The following is an 18,741-nucleotide window of genomic DNA, read 5'->3' as shown; positions in this document are numbered from 1 at the left end:
GTCGTTGAATTCTCAACCCGGAAAGGCGCGACCTTCGGCCAGCGGCCAGTAGAAATCGGGCGGCAGGCCCGCTTCGGCGCGTTTCTCCTCGTTGAAGGGTGGCTTGAGGATTCCGTGAAAATAGCGCCGCACCAGATCGTGAAACACCTCCTTGGGATCGAGAGCGTGCCGGCCGCAGAGGAAGTGAAACCACTTCGAGCCGTAGGCCACGTGGTGCACCTCCTCGGCATAGATCACACGAAGCGCCTCGACGGCAGACCCCAAGCCCGCCCCGTCGAAAAGAGCGATCATGCCGGGCGTCACGTCCAGGCCGCGCGCCTCCAGCACCATCGGCACCACGGCGAGACGGCCCATCAGGTCGGTGGCTGTGTCCTCGGCGGCGCGCCACATGCCCGCATGGGCGGGCAGGGCACCGTAATGGCTGTCAAGTTCTTCCAGGCAATCGCATAGCATATTGAAATGGCGTGATTCTTCATCTGCGGCCTTAACCCAGTCGTCGTAGAATCCCGGCGGCATGGCTGTGTCGGTAAAGCGTGCGATGATATCCCAGTGCAGGTCCACTGCGTTCAACTCGATATGCGCCACCGCGTGCAGCATGGCAATTCGGCCCTGGGCGCTGCCGGGGCGGCGGCGGGGCACGTCGCGCGGGTCAAGAAGGTCGGGTTTGACGGGCCGCGCCGGGCGGTCGGGCGGGCAGGCCCGCCCCACAGGCAGCATCGTTCCCGCCGCCCGCGCCGCCTGCCAGGTGGCCGCGTGCCGTCGTGAAAGCGCGGTCTTCTCGCGCCCGTCGGCGGTGCAGAGCACCTCCACCGCCATCTCGGCAAGTGTCGGCTTCACAGCGCGCGCAGTGCTTCGAGCACCTCCTCGGCATGGCCTGGCACCTTGACCTTGCGCCACGCGCGCACGATGCGCCCCTCGGCGTCGATCAGAAAGGTCGAGCGTTCGATGCCCCAGAACGTCTTGCCATACATACTCTTTTCCTTCCATACGCCGAACCGTTCGCACACATCACCTGCCTCATCCGACAGCAGCGGCACGGTGAGCGCATGTTTGTCGCGGAATTTCTCGTGGCTGGCAACGCTGTCCTTGGAAAGGCCGAAAACTTGCGCTCCAAGCGCATCGAACTCGGGTTTCAGGTGTGAGAAGGCGACCGCCTCTCTGGTGCAACCGGAGGTGTCGTCGCGCGGATAGAAGAACAGCACCACCGGTGCGCCGCGCAGGGCGGCAAGGCAGACCTCGTTGCCGCCATCGCGGGGCAGGGTGACATCCGGGGCAAGGTCGGGCGTGTCGGTCATGGAAACCTCTCTCGGGCTTGTGATGCGAAATTGTGAGTTCCATATTAGGCTGCGAACGGCGAGAATAAAGCCAAGAGGCAGAACCGGGGCCAAACCGCCGCCCCCACTGGAAAAGATGACTGACACCGAAACGCCAGACCGCGAGCCGCCCGCGCCCCCGCCGGAGGCGCGAAAGGCGTGGAAACGCGGGCTGCTGCATCATCTGGGCCAGTTCTGCCTTGGCTGCACGACCTTGCTTCTGGTGGTTGTGTTGGGCCTCGTGGCGGCGCTGGCGGCGGGGGTCAGCGCGCCCGCATGGCTGCGCGACCGCGTGGCGCAGGAGATCAGCGTGGCGCTGCCCGATCACCGTCTGAGCTTTGACACGCTGGATATTGCGCTTGAGGGGGGCATGGCGCCGCGGGTGGCGCTGCGCGGGGTCACGTTGCGCGATGCGGGCGGCGCCCCGCTGATCGATCTTGACGCGCTCGAGGTCACACTGTCGCGCGCCGCCCTGCTTGGCGGCGAGGTGCGCCCTTCGGGTGTGCGGCTCGATGGCGGGCGGTTGGTCCTGAGACGGCGCGAGAGTGGCGAATTGTCGATTGCGTTCGAGACGCGGGGCGGAGAGGGGCAGCACCCCGGCAGTGACGACCCCGCGACCCGCCAGATCGGGATGATGCTGTCACAGCCGATGCTGTCGGCGCTGCGGCGGGTCAGCGCCGACAATCTCAGCCTGCGTTATGAAGACGCGCGCAGCGGGCGGGCCTGGTCGGCCGATGGCGGCCGGATGTCGCTGGCGCTGAACGCAGGCCAGATCACGTTGCGCGGGAATGTCACCGTTCTGGCCGCGCGCGAATATGCCAGCGGCATTGAGGTCAATTACTCGGGCCGTCTCGACGGGGCGGAGGCCAGCCTTGGCCTGCGCTTCGAGGATGTGCCGGCGGACGAGGTGGCGGGACAATCGCCGGCGCTGGCCTGGCTGGGCGCGCTCGAGGCGCCGATCTCCGGTGCTCTGCGTGCGGCGGTCGATGCCGATGGGCGCCTTGGCCCGCTGAGCGCCACGCTCCAGATAGGTGAGGGCGCGCTGCGCCCAAATCCAGCCACCGCCCCGATCCCGTTCCGCTCGGCACGCAGCTACCTGACCTATGATCCCGTCCGCCAGGAGATCGACTTTGACGAACTCTCGGTCGAGAGCGCCTGGGGCAGTGCCCGCGCCGAGGGCCGCGCGCGGCTGATCGGCATGGAGGATGGCTGGCCAAGCGGGCTTGAGGCGCAGATACGACTGGGCGAGATCGCCGCCAATCCGGCGGGGCTCTACTCCGAGCCGGTGATTTTCGAGGGGGCAGGGGCCGATCTGCGGCTTGATTTCGCGCCCTTCGCGCTGGATCTGGGCGATTTCCGCCTGCGCGATCAGGGGCAGGTGCTGCGCCTGTCGGGCCATGCCCGCGCCGAGACCGCGGGCTGGGCCGTTGCCGTGCAGGGGCGGATGGACGGACTTGCCCCCGATCGCCTTCTGGCACTCTGGCCGGTGACGGTGCAGGACAAGGCTCGTCAATGGATTGCCGAGAACGTGCGCAGCGCGCGGTTCGACGATATCCAGATGGCATTGCGTCTTGAGCCCGGTTCGCCCCCGGACGCATTCCTCGGCTTCGGGTTCGACGATCTGACCACGGTCTTCGTGCGCGACGTGCCCCCGATCAAGGGGGCGGCGGGGCGCGGCTCGATCCGCGACAACCGCTTTACCATCCTTGCCGAGCGCGGCCATGTCATTCCGGCGCAGGGTGGGCGGCTCGATATCGCGGGCACCTCCTTCATCATTCCCGACCTGCGGGTCAAGCAGACCCCCGCCGAGGCCCATCTGAAGGTGCAGGGCACGATTACGGCGGCGTTGGCGCTGCTTGACGCGCCCCCCTTCCGCTTTCTGACCAAGGCCGGTCGCCCGGTGACGCTGGCCGACGGGCATGCCAGCCTTGCCGGTCGGCTAGACCTGCTGCTCAAGGAAAAGCTCACCCCCGAGGAGGTTGTCTTTGACGTCGCGGGCAGTCTTCACGGGGTGCGCAGCGAAACACTGGTCGAGGGGCGGGTTCTGGCGGCCGAGGTGCTCAAGGTGGCGGCGGATAACGCAGGGATCGCGATCTCGGGGCAGGTGCGGCTTGGACGGGTGCCGTTCTCGGGCGCCTGGACCATGCCGCTTGGCCCCGGCACGGCAGGCGAAAGCCGGGTGCGCGGCACGGTGGATCTGTCGCAGGCGGTTGTCGACGAATTTGCCATCGGCCTGCCGGCGGGGGCCGTGTCCGGCCGTGCGGATGGCGTGATCGAAATCGCCCTGCCGCGAGAGGGCGCGGGGCAGTTCGCGCTGACCACGGATATGGCGGGATTGGGGTTGCGTATCCCCGAACTGAACTGGGCGCTTGCGCCGGGCACGACGGGGCGGCTTGATCTGGCGGGCACGCTCGGGGCGCCACCGCAAGTCGAGACGCTGGCGATCGACGCAGGCGGGCTTCGGGCGCGTGGCGAGGTGCGGCTGACGCCGCAGGGCACACTGGAAACCGCGCGCTTCACACGCGTCGAACTTGGCGACTGGCTCGATACGCAAGTGGTGCTGATCGGGCGCGGGCCGAATGCCACGCCGGGCGTCGAGGTGACCGGCGGGCGTGTCGATCTGCGACGCGGCTCTCTGGGCGATGGCACCGGCGAGGGCGGCCCGGTCAACCTGCGCCTTGATGAATTGCGCATCACCGACAGCATCGCACTCACCGGCTTTCGTGCCGATCTGGATACGCGCGGCGGCACAAAGGGCCGCTTCAGCGCGCAGGTCAACGGGCAGGCCGCGATCACCGGAGAGGTAATTCCGATGCGCGGGCGTAGCGCCTTTCGCATTCGATCGGACAATGCGGGCGCGCTTCTGGCCGCCGCCGACATGTTGCAGGATGCACGCGACGGGACACTTCTGCTGACGCTGGCACCGGTCCAGGGGCCGGGCAGCTATGACGGGACGCTGGCCATCGAGCAGATCCGCGTCAAGCGCGCCCCGGCGCTGGCGGCGCTCCTGAACACGGTCAGCGTGGTGGGTCTGCTCGAACAGCTCAATGGGCAGGGGCTGCATTTCGGCGAGGTCGCGGCGCGGTTCCGGCTGACGCCCGAGCGCCTTACGCTGATCGAGGGCAGTGCGATCGGTGCTTCGGTCGGCCTGTCGATGGACGGCTATTACGACCTTTCGCAAAAGCGGATGGACATGCAGGGCGTGCTCTCGCCGGTCTATGTGCTCAATGCCATCGGCGGGGCCTTCACGAACCGGCGCGGGGAGGGGCTGATCGGTTTCAGTTTCACGCTGCGCGGCCCGGTCGATACGCCGACGGTGGTGGTCAACCCGCTGTCCGCCCTCATGCCCGGATTTCTGCGCGAAGTGTTCCGCCGCCCCGCACCGCAGGTCGAGGGCGCGCCGCCCTCCCTTTCGGGCCAGAGCGTCACGCCGAAAGAGCCCCCTGCCTATGAAAGACACGACAGATGAAGCTTGCCGATTTCGATTTCGACCTGCCCGAGGCGCTGATCGCCACGCGGCCTGCCCGCCCGCGCCGCGCCGCGCGGCTTCTCGTGGCCGAGGGCGACGCGCTTGCCGACAGCACGGTGGCCAATCTCGGGGACTGGCTGCGCGCGGGCGACCGGCTGGTGCTCAACGACACGAAGGTGATTCCCGCGCGCCTCTCGGGGCACCGCCCGCGCGTGGGCGGGCAGGGTGCCCGGATTGAGGTGACCCTGCTGGAGCCGCAGGCCGACGGGACGTGGGCGGCCCTTGTGAAGCCGCTCAGAAAGCTGCGTGAGGGCGAGGTGGTGGTGTTCTCCGACACGCTCTCGGCCACGCTTGAATCGCGCGAGGCGGGGCAGGCGCGGTTGCGCTTCAACCTTTCGGGTGCGGATTTCGACGCCGCACTCAATGCCGCCGGGGCCATGCCGCTGCCGCCTTATATCGCCGCGCGCCGCCCCGCTGATGACCGTGACCGCGAGGATTATCAGACCGTCTGGGCGCGCCGTCCCGGTGCTGTGGCGGCGCCGACCGCGAGCCTGCATTTCGACGCGGTGCTGCTGGACGATCTTGCCGCGCGCGGCGTCAGCTTCAGCCATGTCACGCTCCATGTGGGGGCGGGAACCTTCCTGCCGGTGAAGGTCGAGGACATAGCCACCCATCGGATGCACGCCGAATGGGGCGAGGTGAGTGCGACCGCCGCCGCCGAGATCGCCGCGACCAAGGCCACGGGCGGGCGCGTGATCCCGGTGGGCACAACCGCGCTGCGCCTGATCGAGACGGCGGCGTGCGAGACCGAAGAGATCGCGCCGTGGCAGGGGGATACGGATATCTTCATCTATCCCGGTTTCGAGTTCCGCGTGACCGATGCGCTGATGACCAATTTCCACTTGCCGAAATCGACGCTGATGATGCTCGTCTCGGCACTGATGGGGGCGGCGCGCATCCGCGCGCTCTATGCCCATGCCATAACCGAACGCTACCGTTTCTTCTCTTACGGCGATGCCTCTCTGTTGATCCCGGCGCCAAAGCCTGACAGGGCGGGCGCGACAGCGACGGATTGAGTCGCAATTGGCCGCGCGGCGCGCGTGACCCCGCGACAGGGTGGGGCAGATAGAAAGGGTGGAACGATGCTGAAAGTCCTTTCAGGTGCATGGGCGCTGCTTCTGGGGATGATGCTTCTTCAGGTCGGTAACGGCATGCAGGGCACGCTTCTGGGTGTGCGCGGCGCGCTCGAAGGCTTTTCCACATATGAAATGTCGGTGGTCATGTCGGCCTATTTCGTGGGTTTTTTGTTCGGCTCTCGGATGGCGCCCGAGATGATCCGCCGGGTCGGGCATGTGCGGGTCTTTGCCGCCCTTGGCTCGATGATTTCGGCGGTGCTGATCCTCTATCCCACGATCACCGAACCCTGGGCCTGGGCCGTGGGCCGGGTGCTGATCGGGTTCTGTTTCTCGGGGGTCTATGTGACCGCCGAAAGCTGGCTCAACAATTCCGCCACCAATGCCACGCGCGGCAAGGCGCTGTCGCTCTACATGATCGTGCAGATGATCGGCATCGTGTCGGCGCAGGGCTTGATGGTGCTGGCGGACCCGTCAGGCTATGTGCTGTTCGTGATCCCGTCGGTTCTGGTGTCGCTGGCCTTTGCGCCCATTCTGCTGTCGGTCAGCCCGACGCCCGCCTTTGACACGACCAAGCCGCTGTCGCTGCGCCGGATCATGGAAATCTCGCCGCTGGGCTGTGTGGGCATGTTTCTGACCGGGGGCGTCTTCGCCGCGCAATTCGGCATGGCGGCGGTTTACGGCGCCGAAGCGGGGCTGAGCGTGGGGCAGATCTCGGCCTTTGTCGCGTCTTTTTATGTGGCCGCTGTGGTGGCGCAGTATCCGCTGGGGTGGCTGTCGGACCGGATGGACCGGCGCAAGCTGATTGCGGCGGTGTCGCTGGGCACCGGCATCGGGGCGGTGGTCGGGATGATTCTGGGGGATAGTTTCTGGTTCCTGCTGCTGGCGGCCTTTATCGTGGGGGGCACGTCGAACCCGCTCTATTCGCTGCTGATTGCCTATACCAACGACTTTCTCGCGCATGAGGACATGGCGGCGGCGGCGGGTGGCATGGTGTTCATCAACGGGCTGGGCGCCATTGCCGGGCCGCTGATGGTGGGCTGGATGATGGGGGTGATGGGGCCGGGGGGCTATTTCCTCTATATTGCGGTGCTGATGTTCGCGATGGTGGCCTATGCGATCTATCGGATGACGCAGCGCGCTGCCCCTGCGGTGCGCGAAACCGACCGCTATATGCCGGTTTCGCCGTCATCTTCGCCCATGGCGGTCGAATTTGCGCAGGAAATTGCCATCGAGGCGGCACAGGATGCTGAAGAGTCCGCAAAAAACGACGAAATATGATCCTTTTGAAGTAACAATTTACTAAGAAATGCCCAAGTTTAGGTTTAGGATGAAACTATTGTGACAGGGAAAGTGAGGATATCCCATGATGTCGCCTGATGATGTGTTGCGCTTCTGGCTCGATGAAGTCGGACCCAAGGGGTGGTATGAGGCCGATGACGCGCTTGATGCAGAGATCCGGGAGCGGTTTCTTGGCGCCTGGGAGAATGCCCGCGATGGCGCTTGCGCGATGTGGCTGACCTATCCCAGCGGGACGCTGGCCTATATCATCCTCACAGATCAGTTCCCGCGCAACATGTTCCGGGGCGAGGCACACGCCTTCGAGACCGACCGGGCGGCGCTGACGGCGGCGAAGGTCGCGATCAACCGGGGCTGGGATATGAAGATCGACGAGCCGGCACGGCAGTTCTTCTACCTGCCGCTCATGCATTCGGAAAATCTCTGCGATCAGGATCGCTGCGTCCGCCTCATCTGCGAACGGATGCCGGAGCACGGGGTCGGCAACCTTTTGCATGCCCGCGCGCATCGCGAGGTGATCCGCCGCTTCGGTCGCTTTCCCTATCGTAACGCCACGCTTGGCCGCGCCTCGACCGCGCCGGAACGCGCCTTCGAGGACGAAGGCGGCTATGGTGCGCTCGTCCGACGGGTCAGGCAAGCCGCCTGAACGGCCCTGCACCCCTTGCATGACAGGTTTTCAGAGCGCGCCGCGATGCGGCGTTGTGGTCTTTCGGAAAATAGTTTAACGCTGAACTAGTTTCCAGGGATGGAGGGCCATATGGCACCGCAAAGCTTTGACATGATTGTAATCGGGGCCGGGCCGGGGGGCTATGTGGCCGCCATCCGGGGCGCGCAACTGGGTCTCAAGGTGGCCATTGTCGAGCGCGAGCATATGGGCGGCATCTGCCTCAACTGGGGTTGTATCCCGACCAAGGCGATGCTGCGGTCCTCCGAGGTGTTCCACCTGATGCACCGCGCCAAGGAATTCGGTCTCAAGGCCGAAGGGATCGGCTATGATCTCGATGCCGTTGTCAAACGCTCACGCGGGGTGGCCAAGCAATTGAGCGGCGGCGTCGCGCATCTGATGAAAAAGAACAAGGTCACGGTGGTGATGGGTGCGGCGACCCTGCCCGCCAAGGGCCGCGTCAGCGTCAAGACAGACAAGGGTGTCGAGGAGTTGGAGGCCAGGCATATCGTGCTGGCCACCGGCGCGCGCGCCCGCGAATTGCCGGGGCTGGAGGCCGATGGCGATCTGGTGTGGACCTACAAGCACGCGCTGGTGCCGCCCCGGATGCCCAAGAAGCTGCTGGTCATCGGCTCGGGCGCCATCGGGATCGAATTTGCCAGCTTCTACAACACGCTGGGCGCAGAGACGACCGTGGTCGAGGTGATGGAGCGCATCCTGCCGGTGGAGGATGCCGAAATTTCCGCCTTTGCCAAGAAATCCTTTACCAAGCAGGGTATGAAGATCATGGAAAAAGCCATGGTCAAGCAGTTGGACCGGGGCAAGGGCACGGTCACCGCGCATATCGAGGTGGGCGGCAAGGTCGAGCAGCACGCGTTCGACACGGTGATTTCCGCCGTGGGCATCGTGGGCAATGTCGAGGGGCTGGGCCTTGAGGCATTGGGTGTCAAGATCGACCGCACCCATGTGGTCACGGATGAATATTGCCGCACCGGGGTGGACGGGCTTTACGCGATCGGCGACATCGCGGGCGCGCCCTGGCTGGCGCATAAGGCGAGCCATGAGGGCGTGATGGTGGCCGAGTTGATCGCGGGTGGCCATCCGCACCCCGTCAAACCCGAGAGCATCGCGGGCTGCACCTATTGCCATCCGCAGGTGGCAAGCGTCGGGCTGACCGAGGCCAAGGCGAAGGAGGCCGGGCACGAGGTCAAGGTGGGCCGCTTCCCCTTCATCGGCAATGGCAAGGCGATCGCGCTTGGCGAACCGGAAGGCATGATCAAGACCATCTTCGATGCGAAAACCGGTGAACTGCTTGGCGCGCACATGATCGGCGCGGAAGTGACCGAACTCATTCAGGGCTATGTGGTGGGCCGTCAGTTGGAGACGACCGAGGAGGATCTGATGAATACGGTCTTCCCACATCCCACCCTCAGCGAGATGATGCACGAAAGCGTGCTGGACGCTTACGGCCGTGTGATCCATATCTGAGCGGGGCGCGCGCGCGAACTGGCACAGCCCGCCCCTCGATGCGAACCGGCAAGGGGGTAGGCATGCCTCGCGCGTATTTCGATTATAACGCTACCGCACCGCTGCGTCCCGAGGCGCTGGCGGCGATGGTGGCGGCGATGGATGTCACCGGGAACCCCTCCTCGGTCCATGCCGAAGGGCGCGCCGCCAAGGCCCTCATCGAGCGGGCGCGCGCGCAGGTGGCGGCAGCCTTCGGGGCCGAGGGCGCGGATGTGATATTCACCTCCGGCGCGACAGAGGCGGCGGCGCTTGCCTGTGAGGGGCGCGGCCTTGTCGGGGCAGGTATCGAGCATGACGCCGTGCGGGCCTGGATCACCGAGGATCTGGATGTGGACGCAAACGGGCAGGTTTGCGTACCCGATCCCGCCCGCACCGCGCTGCAACTTGCCAATTCCGAGACCGGCATCATCCAGACCCTGCCCGAGGGTCTTGCCGTCAGCGACATGACGCAAGCCTTCGGCAAGCTGCCGGTGGCCTTCAACTGGACCGGGGTCGAGATGGCGCTTGTCTCGGCGCACAAGCTGGGCGGGCCAATGGGCATCGGCGCGCTGGTGGTGCGGCGCGGCACCGAAGTGGCGGCACGGATCAGGGGCGGCGGGCAGGAGATGGGCCGCCGCGCAGGCACCGAGAACATCATCGGCATCGTCGGCTTTGGGGCCGCGGCAGAGGCGGCGGCGCGCGATCTGGCCGCAGGCACATGGGCGCGCGTGGAAAAAATTAGAAACATTCTAGAATCCGCTATTGCGCAGATATCTAATGAGACTATTTTTGTCGGGAAAGACTCGCCCCGTCTGCCCAACACCAGTTGCATCCTGACACCGGGATGGAAAGGTGAGACGCAGGTCATGGCGCTCGATCTTGCGGGCTTTGCCGTATCGGCAGGGTCTGCGTGTTCCAGCGGCAAGGTGCGGGCAAGTCGGGTCTTGCAGGCCATGGGCCATGACGCTACCGCCGCCTCGTCGGTGCTGCGCGTCTCGCTCGGACCTGAGACGACAGAGGAAGATGCCCTGCGCCTTGCCGATGCCTGGGCAAGGCTATGGCAGCGACACCGGGCCAGACTGGTCTGAGATTGGAGAGAGGCGATGGCGGCGGTAGACGAAGTGCAGATCAAGGAAGGCGTCGATCAGGAAACGGTCGATGCGGTCCGGCAAGTGGGCAGCGCCTATAAATATGGCTGGGAAACCGAGATCGAGATGGATTTCGCGCCCATGGGGCTCAACGAAGATATCGTGCGCCTCATCTCGGCCAAGAACGAGGAACCCGAGTGGATGACCGAATGGCGTCTCGGGGCCTATCGCCGCTGGCTCCAGATGACGGAACCCGACTGGGCGATGGTCGATTATCCCAAGATCGACTTTCAGAACCAGTATTACTATGCCCGCCCCAAGTCCATGGAGACAAAGCCGAAATCGCTTGATGAAGTCGATCCCAAGCTGCTTGCGACCTATGCAAAGCTGGGCATTCCGCTCAAGGAACAGATGATCCTTGCGGGCGTCGAAGGGGCCGAGGGTATCCCGGCGGAGGGCCGCAAGGTGGCGGTTGATGCGGTGTTCGACAGCGTCAGCGTCGGCACCACCTTTCAGGCGGAACTGAAACAGGCGGGCGTAATCTTCTGCTCCATCTCAGAGGCGATCCGCGAGCATCCCGAACTGGTCAGGAAATATCTCGGCTCGGTCGTGCCGGTCTCGGACAATTACTATGCCACGCTCAATTCGGCGGTGTTCTCGGATGGCTCGTTCGTCTATGTGCCGCCCGGCGTGCGCTGTCCGATGGAGCTCTCTACCTATTTCCGCATCAATGCCGAAAACACCGGCCAGTTCGAGCGCACGCTGATCATCGCCGACAAGGGTGCCTATGTCAGCTATCTTGAAGGCTGCACCGCTCCGCAGCGCGACACAAGCCAGCTTCACGCGGCGGTGGTGGAGCTTGTGGCGCTCGAGGATGCCGAGATCAAATATTCCACCGTGCAGAACTGGTATCCCGGCGACGAGACCGGCAAGGGCGGTATCTACAATTTCGTCACCAAGCGCGCTGATTGTCGTGGGGATCGGTCCAAGGTGATGTGGACGCAGGTCGAGACCGGCTCGGCGGTGACGTGGAAATACCCGTCCTGCATCCTGCGCGGGGACGATTCCCAAGGCGAATTCTACTCCATCGCCATCACCAACAATTACCAGCAGGCCGATACCGGCACCAAGATGGTGCATCTGGGCCGCAATACCCGCTCGCGGATCGTGTCGAAAGGGATCAGCGCGGGCCATGCGCAGAACACCTATCGCGGGCTTGTGTCGATGCATCCCAAGGCGAAGAACAGCCGTAACTATACCCAATGCGACAGCCTGCTCATCGGCGACAAATGCGGTGCCCATACGGTGCCTTACATCGAGGTGAAGAACAATTCGTCCCGCGTCGAGCACGAGGCCACCACGTCGAAGGTGGACGATGACCAGCTTTTCTATTGCCGCGCCCGTGGCATGGACGAGGAAGAGGCGGTGGCGCTTGTCGTCAACGGCTTCTGCCGCGAGGTGCTTCAGGCTTTGCCAATGGAATTCGCCATGGAAGCGCAACAGCTTGTGGCGATCTCGCTGGAAGGGTCGGTGGGCTGAGCCCCGCCCGCGCACCGATGTCGGAGCTTGACACCATAGCCCGCCCCGAGCTGACCCTGCCCGAAGCCGAGGCCGCCCATCTGCGCGCGGCCTATGAGGACGCCTCGGCGATCCTTGAATACGGCTCGGGCGGCTCTACGGTGATGGCGTCCGAGATGCCGGGCAAGCGGGTCTGGTCGGTCGAGAGCGATGAGGCCTGGGCCGCTATGATGCGCGGCTGGTTCAAGGCCAATCCGCCCGCGACCGGCACGACGGTCGAGGTGATCTGGGCCGATATCGGCCCGACAAGGCAATGGGGGCACCCGACGGACCGCAGCGGTTATCTGCGCTATCCCCGCTACCCGCTGGGCATTTTGGAGCGCGATGACGTCTCCCCCGATCTGGTGCTGGTGGACGGGCGGTTTCGCACGGGCTGTGCGCTGGCGGCGGCGCTTCATGCGAAGGCACCGTTGCGGCTTCTGTTCGACGATTACGCCCCGCGCCGTCATTACCACCGTATCGAGGAGTTCATCGGCGCGCCGCGCCGCATGGTCGGCCGGATGGCCGAGTTCGAGGTCTTGCCGCTCGCGCTCGCGCCCCGCGACCTCGCCCCTGCAATCGAGATGATGCTGCGGCCGTGATGCCGCCAAGAATATCGAAAGGATAAAAAATGTTGGAAATCAAAAACCTGCACGTCGATCTTGAAGAAGAGGACAAGGCCATTCTCAAGGGTGTGAACCTGACCGTCGAAGCGGGCAAGGTTCATGCGATCATGGGACCGAACGGCTCTGGCAAATCGACGCTGTCCTATGTCCTTTCGGGCCGGGGCGGCTATACGGTCACCGAAGGATCGGCCACGCTCGATGGCGAGAACCTGCTGGAGATGGAACCCGAGGAGCGCGCCGCTGCCGGGCTTTTCCTTGCCTTTCAATACCCGGTGGAAATTCCCGGCGTCGGCAACATGACCTTTCTGCGCACTGCTGTGAACGCGCAGCGCAAGGCACGCGGCGAGAAAGAGATCAGCGCCGCCGATTTCCTCAAGCTGGTGCGCGAGAAGGCCAAGGCGCTCAAGATCGATGCCGACATGCTCAAACGGCCGGTGAATGTGGGCTTTTCCGGCGGTGAAAAGAAGCGCAACGAAATCCTGCAAATGGCCATGCTGGAGCCGCGCATGTGCATCCTCGACGAGACCGATTCGGGGCTTGACGTGGACGCGATGAGGTTGGTTGCCGATGGCGTGAACGCGCTGCGCGACGAGGGCCGTGGTTTTCTCGTTATCACGCATTATCAACGGCTTCTGGATCATATCGTGCCCGATGTGGTGCATATCATGTCCGATGGCCGGATCATCAGGACGGGCGGGCCCGAACTGGCGCTCGAGGTCGAGAAGAACGGCTATGCCGATATCCTGACGGAGGTGGTGTGATGGCCGCCCCGCAGGCGAAGGAGAGCGCGGCACCGCTGGCGCGCCCGTTGCCCGAGGGTGGCGTGTGGATCACCGCCGCGCGCAAGGCGGCGCAGGCGCGGCTTGCCGAAATGGGGCTGCCGCAACGGCGCGACGAATACTGGAAATTCACGAAGCCAGACAGCCTGACTGCGCCCGAGGCCCCGCACGCCGTGCTTTTTCAGGGTGAGGTGCCGGAGGTGTTCGGCACGGTGGACAGGCTGCGTATCGTTTTTGTCGATGGGGTCTTTGATGCGCAGGCAAGCGACGATCTGGCGCTCGAGGCCGTGCGGATCGAAAGGCTGGCCGATGTCGCGGTGCAGGATATCCATTGGGCGCGCGATCTCTACGGCACGCTCGAGGCGCGCGGGCAAGACCCGGTGCCGCGCCCGTTGGCCGCGCTCAACACCGCTCAGGCGTGCGATGGCGTGCTGATCCATGTGACGGGGCGAGCGTCAAGGCCAATCCATATTGTTTATGTCCATAAATCAGAGACTTCCGATGCGATCCTGCATCACTGCATCCGACTTGATGAAGGGGCCGAACTGACCCTTCTCGAAACCGGCCCGGCCGCCGCGCGATTCAACAAGGTGATCGAGGTGGACATGGCCGAGCGCGCCACGTTCCACCATCTTCGCATTCAGGGCCCTGACCATGAACGCCGCGCGATTACCCATACTTTTGCCCGTCTCGCCCGAGAGGCCGTGTTCAAGACCTTCACCCTGACCGCAAATGGTGTGCTCACGCGCAACGAATGCGTGGTCGAGATCAACGGCGATGACGCCAGCGCCCATGTCGCGGGTGCGGCGATGGGGGGGGGCGATTTTCACCATGACGACACGGTGTTTGTCACCCATGACGCGCTCCGTGGCGAAAGCCGTCAGGTGTTCAAGAAGGTGCTCGGCAACGGCGCGACAGGGGTGTTTCAGGGCAAGATCCTTGTCAAACCCGGCGCGCAGAAAACCGACGGCTATCAGATCAGCCAGGCGCTGCTTCTTGATGACGACAGCCAGTTTCTTGCCAAGCCGGAACTGGAGATCTACGCCGATGACGTCGCCTGTTCGCACGGCTCCACCTCTGGCGCGATCGACGAGGACGCGCTTTATTATCTGCGCGCGCGCGGCATCCCGCGACCGATCGCCACCGATCTGATGGTGGTTTCCTTCCTGGCCGAGGCGGTGGCCGAGATCGCCGACGAGGGGCTGCGTGACGAGATCATCGGCCATTTCGAGGTATGGCTGGAGCGGCGGCACGGCTGATGTCTGTCGCGCTCGATATCGCCGCCACCTATCGCGGTCCGCGGCGGGTGGTCAGGCGGCTGCTGGAAATGGGCACGCGGGAAGATCGCGCGCTGGCGCTGTTGATGGCGGGTTGCGCGGTGGTGTTCATCGCGCAATGGCCGCGCCTCGCGCGCGAGGCCCATCTTGCGGGCGAGGCGCTCAATCCGCGCCTCGCGGGGGCGCTTCTGGGCTGGATCGTGATTGCGCCGCTCATGTTCTACCTGCTGGCATTTCTCAGCCAGCTTGTCGCGCGCGTGATCGGTGGGCGGGTAACGGGCTTTGGCGCGCGGCTGGCGCTGTTCTGGGCGTTTCTTGCCACCTCTCCCTTGTTGCTTCTGCATGGTCTGGTGGCGGGGTTCATTGGCCCCGGCGTGGGCCTGACCATCGTCGGCGCGATCTGGTGTGGCGTTTTCCTGTGGTTCTGGATATCCGGGCTGTGTGAGACAGGATGGAGCAGGCGATGAACAGCGCGGATTTCTGGGCCCTGGTGCGGCATACCCTGTTCGAGCCGCGCACGGCAGCGGCGCGCATCCTTGCGCTGCGCCTGCCGGTCGAGGCGGCGTGGGCGGGGCTGGCGCTGATGGCGGTGCTCAACACGCTGGTCTATACGCTCTCGATCAGGATGAGTCCGCCCGCCGATCCGACGGCCATGGGCGTGATGGGGCCAGCCTTTCACACGCCGCTCATCTTCGCGGTGATGCTGTTCGGCGCGCTGGCGCTCACCGCGCTGGCGCTGACCTATGTGGGGCGATATCTGGGCGGGCAGGGCACCCTTACCGAACTCGTTCCCCTGCTTGCCTGGATGCAGGTGATGCGGTTGCTGGTGCAGATGGCCATCGTGGTGCTGGCGCTGGCCGTGCCGGTGCTCGCGGCGGCGCTGGTCCTGGTGTCGGCGGTCTGGGGCATCGTCATCCTGCTGGCCTTTGTCGCGGTGGCGCACGGATACAGCAGCCTGTTTCGTGCGGCGGGTGCGGTTGTGCTGTCCATAATGGCGCTCGCGGTGGCGCTGAGCGTGCTTCTCAGCCTTGTCGGCGTGACCATGGTCAAAGGAATGTAGGGATGTATGACGTCGAAAGGATCCGGGCCGATTTCCCAATTCTCGCGCGAGAGGTCAATGGCCAACCCCTGGTCTATCTCGACAACGGTGCCTCGGCGCAAAAGCCGCGTGCGGTGATCGAGGCCGTCACGCTGGCTTACTCCCATGAATACTCAAATGTTCACAGGGGGTTGCACTATCTTTCCAATGTGGCGACAGAGAAATACGAGGCCGTGCGCGGCATCATCGCGCGGTTTCTGGGTGTGGCGGATGAGCGGCAGATCGTGCTCAATTCAGGCACCACGGAGGGGATCAACATGGTCTCCTATGGCTGGGCCATGCCGCGCATGGAGGCGGGCGACGAGATCGTGCTCTCGGTCATGGAGCATCACGCCAACATCGTGCCGTGGCATTTCCTGCGCGAACGGCAAGGCGTGGTGCTGAAATGGGTGGATGTGGACGCGACCGGCTGGCTTGACCCGCAAAAGGTGATCGACGCGATTGGACCGAAGACGAAACTGGTCGCGATTACCCATCTTTCCAATGTTTTGGGAACCGTTGTTGATGTGAAATCCATCTGCGACGCGGCGCGTCAGCGCGGCGTGCCGGTGCTGGTCGATGGCTCTCAGGCGGCGGTGCATATGCCTGTCAATCTTGATGAGATGGGCTGCGATTTCTATACGATCACCGGGCACAAGCTCTATGGCCCGTCGGGATCGGGCGCGATCTTCGTGCGCAAGGAACGGCTGGCCGAGATGCGCCCCTTCATGGGCGGCGGCGACATGATCCGCGAGGTGACAAAGGATGCCGTCACCTATAACGATCCGCCGATGAAATTCGAGGCGGGCACGCCAGGGATCGTGCAGACGATCGGGCTTGGCGTGGCACTCGATTACATGATGGGAATCGGGATGGAGGCGATTTCCGCCCATGAGGCGGATCTGGCGCGCTATGCCGGCGAGCAGCTTTCCGGTCTCAACTGGCTCGGGCTTCAGGGCACGACCGAAGGCAAGGCTGCGATCTTCTCCTTCACCATGGAGGGGGCGGCCCATGCCCATGACATCTCGACGATCCTCGACAAGAAGGGCGTTGCGGTGCGCGCGGGCCATCATTGCGCCGGGCCGCTGATGGAGCACCTCGGGCTGTCGGCCACCTGCCGCGCCTCTTTCGCCATGTACAACACCCGCGCCGAGGTCGACACCCTGATCGAGGCACTGGACCTGGCACACGATCTTTTCGCCTGAAATAGCGATTGCGGGACCGCGCGCGCCCCGCTATACCGCCCTCGTCCGGACCCATAGCTCAGCTGGATAGAGCGCTGCCCTCCGAAGGCAGAGGCCAGAGGTTCGAATCCTCTTGGGTCCGCCATCCCGCATTTTTGGGTTAAAAAATCCGCTAACACCTTGAAAGGAAAGGTTGTTTTAGCGGTTCGATAACCTTCATTGCGGCTATACCGCAAAGGTTCTGCAAAGGCCAGTTTCAGCACTGTTCTCTTGAAGGTAAACTCGCATTTTTCGTAAATACTACAAGGGTTTGACAAAAACGCCAAGGCGTGTTCGATAAACTCCTCCATGCGCCCCCGTGGCGGCACAATCTGTTCGGCTTGCTCGCGCAATCTGATCTTCTGACGCTCCAGCTTGTCGATCCGTGCTTCATAGGCTGTGATCACCGCAGGGCTGGACGCATCAACGATCCGATCCAGCAGCGAGTCAGTCTGCTCTCCGATTCCCTGATCTGGGCATCCAGCGTCTTTCTGGCACTGTGCGCTTCTGCGAGCTTCATATCCCAGATGTCAGTTAACATCGCCTTGACCAGCGCCCCGAGCTGCTTGGCCGGTTGCAGTCGCGCAGACCTTTGTGAGTCTGCCCTGAGCTGTTTCAGTCCGAATGAACCCGAACCAGCCTGTCTTGCTCTGGGCGCGCACCAATTCCCGGCATCGGCCAGCGCTTCCTTGAGCCGCATCCGCAAAAGCGTCGGCCTGGTAAGATCGCCGTAGATGCTCGCAAGGCGGGTCAGACCGCCCTTATGCTGCACCATCACGTCATGCCCCGTGCGGTGATTGGCGAGGATCAGAACGTCTGTGATCGAGTCCCGCCTGATCCGCTTGGCAAAGCCAAACGTCCCGCGCCGCACGCTCAGATGCTCAGTATTGATGGTGAGCGTGATATGCTCGCGGTTGGTCAGCCACGTGTAGAGATCGAGCAGGCCGGAATGGCGGAAGACGAAGCCCGCACCAAGAAGGGCAGACGCGAGCATCCACCCGCGCAGACTTTCGAGCGGCACGTCGAGCGTTTGCCGTTCGACAACCTCTCCGAGCTTCTCGAAAGCATTCGCCAGCCCGACGATCATGGTGTTCGCCTGATCGAGCAGAACATTGGTTTCAGGCGGCAGCGCGGTTTCAGGGCGATAATACGCGACCAGAACGGCGGCAGCGCCGACGACGCTGACAATGCGCAGCACAGTCAGCTCTTCATGTCCGCTCGACGGCAGGCGGTCCGCGGCGGTCAGGATCATGCGATCCCCCTCGCGCTTGAGGCGCGGCTCGCCCGTGATCTTGTGCTTTGCGGTTTCAAGAATGGTCATCGTATCTCTCCATCTCATTCATTCGTCACAGTCCGACTTGCCGCGCGACGGCGCTCCAGTTCACGGGCAGCATGGCGATCACAGGGCAATTCCAGCTTTGACCCATGTGATCCCGCATCCCCTGCACCCCGAGATAGCGGCACTCGTAGCAGCGCAGCCCAGGCGTCCCGATGCCTGTGCAATTGTAAGTAATCAGTACATGCGGCGTGCCGTGTAAGCGGTCGCTGGCCCTCACCTTTTGTTCGATTGTCTGACCTGCGATGCCGTGTCCGATGGAGATTGGTGCAGGAGTTTCGCGATGGCGACTACGGTGGAGTTTCTCAGGGGCTACGGGGTGGACATACGGACCAATGGTCAGCGACGCTGGCCAGATGAGGTCAAGGCTCGGATCGTGGCTGAGAGTTTGAA

Annotated in this window: 16 protein-coding genes and 1 tRNA gene; 14 read left to right on the top strand and 3 right to left on the bottom strand. The window is 64.0% G+C overall.

Going from position 1 to position 18,741, the window contains the following annotated elements; translation table 11 throughout:
• Positions 1–12 precede the first annotated feature (12 nt).
• Positions 13–816, bottom strand: coding sequence for a ferritin-like domain-containing protein (locus tag KAK09_RS16030; RefSeq protein ID WP_210879964.1), 804 nt, complete (start codon positions 814–816; stop codon positions 13–15).
• A 17-nt stretch (positions 817–833) separates the two neighbouring features.
• Positions 834–1,295 carry a peroxiredoxin gene (locus tag KAK09_RS16025; protein WP_210879949.1) on the bottom strand — a complete coding sequence of 154 codons (462 nt, stop codon included), beginning with the start codon at positions 1,293–1,295 and terminating at the stop codon, positions 834–836.
• 115 nt (positions 1,296–1,410) lie between these two features.
• Here KAK09_RS16025 and KAK09_RS16020 point away from each other — a divergent pair, with 115 nt between their 5' ends.
• The 14 genes from KAK09_RS16020 (at position 1,411) to KAK09_RS15955 (ending at position 17,118) form a co-directional block, all read left to right on the top strand.
• The gene (locus tag KAK09_RS16020; RefSeq protein WP_210879948.1) at positions 1,411–4,782 is read left to right on the top strand and encodes a YhdP family protein; all 3,372 of its coding nucleotides are present in this window, start codon (positions 1,411–1,413) and stop codon (positions 4,780–4,782) included.
• Positions 4,779–5,858 (top strand): tRNA preQ1(34) S-adenosylmethionine ribosyltransferase-isomerase QueA, encoded by a 1,080-nt coding sequence (gene queA / locus KAK09_RS16015; RefSeq protein ID WP_210879947.1) that lies wholly within the window; start codon positions 4,779–4,781, stop codon positions 5,856–5,858. The genes KAK09_RS16020 and queA overlap by 4 nt, the downstream gene beginning before the upstream one ends.
• Before the next feature lie 66 nt (positions 5,859–5,924).
• Positions 5,925–7,196, top strand: a complete 1,272-nt coding sequence (locus KAK09_RS16010) for an MFS transporter (RefSeq protein WP_210879946.1) — start codon at positions 5,925–5,927, stop codon at positions 7,194–7,196.
• An 85-nt stretch (positions 7,197–7,281) separates the two neighbouring features.
• On the top strand, positions 7,282–7,860 hold the full coding sequence (locus tag KAK09_RS16005) for a DUF924 family protein (protein WP_210879945.1): 579 nt from the start codon (positions 7,282–7,284) through the stop codon (positions 7,858–7,860).
• Between the two features lie 111 nt (positions 7,861–7,971).
• On the top strand, positions 7,972–9,366 hold the full coding sequence (gene lpdA / locus KAK09_RS16000) for a dihydrolipoyl dehydrogenase (protein WP_210879944.1): 1,395 nt from the start codon (positions 7,972–7,974) through the stop codon (positions 9,364–9,366).
• 62 nt (positions 9,367–9,428) lie between these two features.
• Positions 9,429–10,472, top strand: coding sequence for a cysteine desulfurase family protein (locus KAK09_RS15995; RefSeq protein ID WP_210879943.1), 1,044 nt, complete (start codon positions 9,429–9,431; stop codon positions 10,470–10,472).
• Between the two features lie 15 nt (positions 10,473–10,487).
• The gene (sufB, locus tag KAK09_RS15990; RefSeq protein ID WP_210879942.1) at positions 10,488–12,011 is read left to right on the top strand and encodes a Fe-S cluster assembly protein SufB; all 1,524 of its coding nucleotides are present in this window, start codon (positions 10,488–10,490) and stop codon (positions 12,009–12,011) included.
• Positions 12,012–12,028: 17 nt separating this feature from the next.
• Positions 12,029–12,631, top strand: a complete 603-nt coding sequence (locus KAK09_RS15985) for a hypothetical protein (RefSeq protein WP_210879941.1) — start codon at positions 12,029–12,031, stop codon at positions 12,629–12,631.
• Between the two features lie 29 nt (positions 12,632–12,660).
• Positions 12,661–13,416, top strand: coding sequence for a Fe-S cluster assembly ATPase SufC (sufC, locus tag KAK09_RS15980; RefSeq protein WP_210879940.1), 756 nt, complete (start codon positions 12,661–12,663; stop codon positions 13,414–13,416).
• The gene (locus KAK09_RS15975; protein ID WP_210879939.1) at positions 13,416–14,693 is read left to right on the top strand and encodes a SufB/SufD family protein; all 1,278 of its coding nucleotides are present in this window, start codon (positions 13,416–13,418) and stop codon (positions 14,691–14,693) included. Before sufC ends, KAK09_RS15975 begins: the two co-directional genes overlap by 1 nt.
• Positions 14,693–15,178, top strand: a complete 486-nt coding sequence (locus KAK09_RS15970; RefSeq protein ID WP_210879938.1) for a YIP1 family protein — start codon at positions 14,693–14,695, stop codon at positions 15,176–15,178. The genes KAK09_RS15975 and KAK09_RS15970 overlap by 1 nt, the downstream gene beginning before the upstream one ends.
• Entirely contained in the window at positions 15,175–15,771 is a 597-nt protein-coding gene (locus tag KAK09_RS15965) for a YIP1 family protein (protein WP_247651355.1), read from the top strand. The genes KAK09_RS15970 and KAK09_RS15965 overlap by 4 nt, the downstream gene beginning before the upstream one ends.
• Before the next feature lie 2 nt (positions 15,772–15,773).
• Positions 15,774–16,994, top strand: coding sequence for a cysteine desulfurase (locus KAK09_RS15960; protein ID WP_210879936.1), 1,221 nt, complete (start codon positions 15,774–15,776; stop codon positions 16,992–16,994).
• Positions 16,995–17,041: 47 nt separating this feature from the next.
• Positions 17,042–17,118 (top strand) — tRNA-Arg (locus tag KAK09_RS15955).
• Between the two features lie 297 nt (positions 17,119–17,415).
• Here KAK09_RS15955 and KAK09_RS15950 read toward each other — a convergent pair.
• Positions 17,416–18,333, bottom strand: a complete 918-nt coding sequence (locus tag KAK09_RS15950; protein ID WP_210879935.1) for a hypothetical protein — start codon at positions 18,331–18,333, stop codon at positions 17,416–17,418.
• Positions 18,334–18,741: the final 408 nt, after the last annotated feature.

The organism is Roseovarius autotrophicus (assembly GCF_018069895.1).
Taxonomy (GTDB): domain Bacteria; phylum Pseudomonadota; class Alphaproteobacteria; order Rhodobacterales; family Rhodobacteraceae; genus Roseovarius; species Roseovarius autotrophicus.
This window is presented reverse-complemented; position numbering and strand designations above follow the sequence as displayed.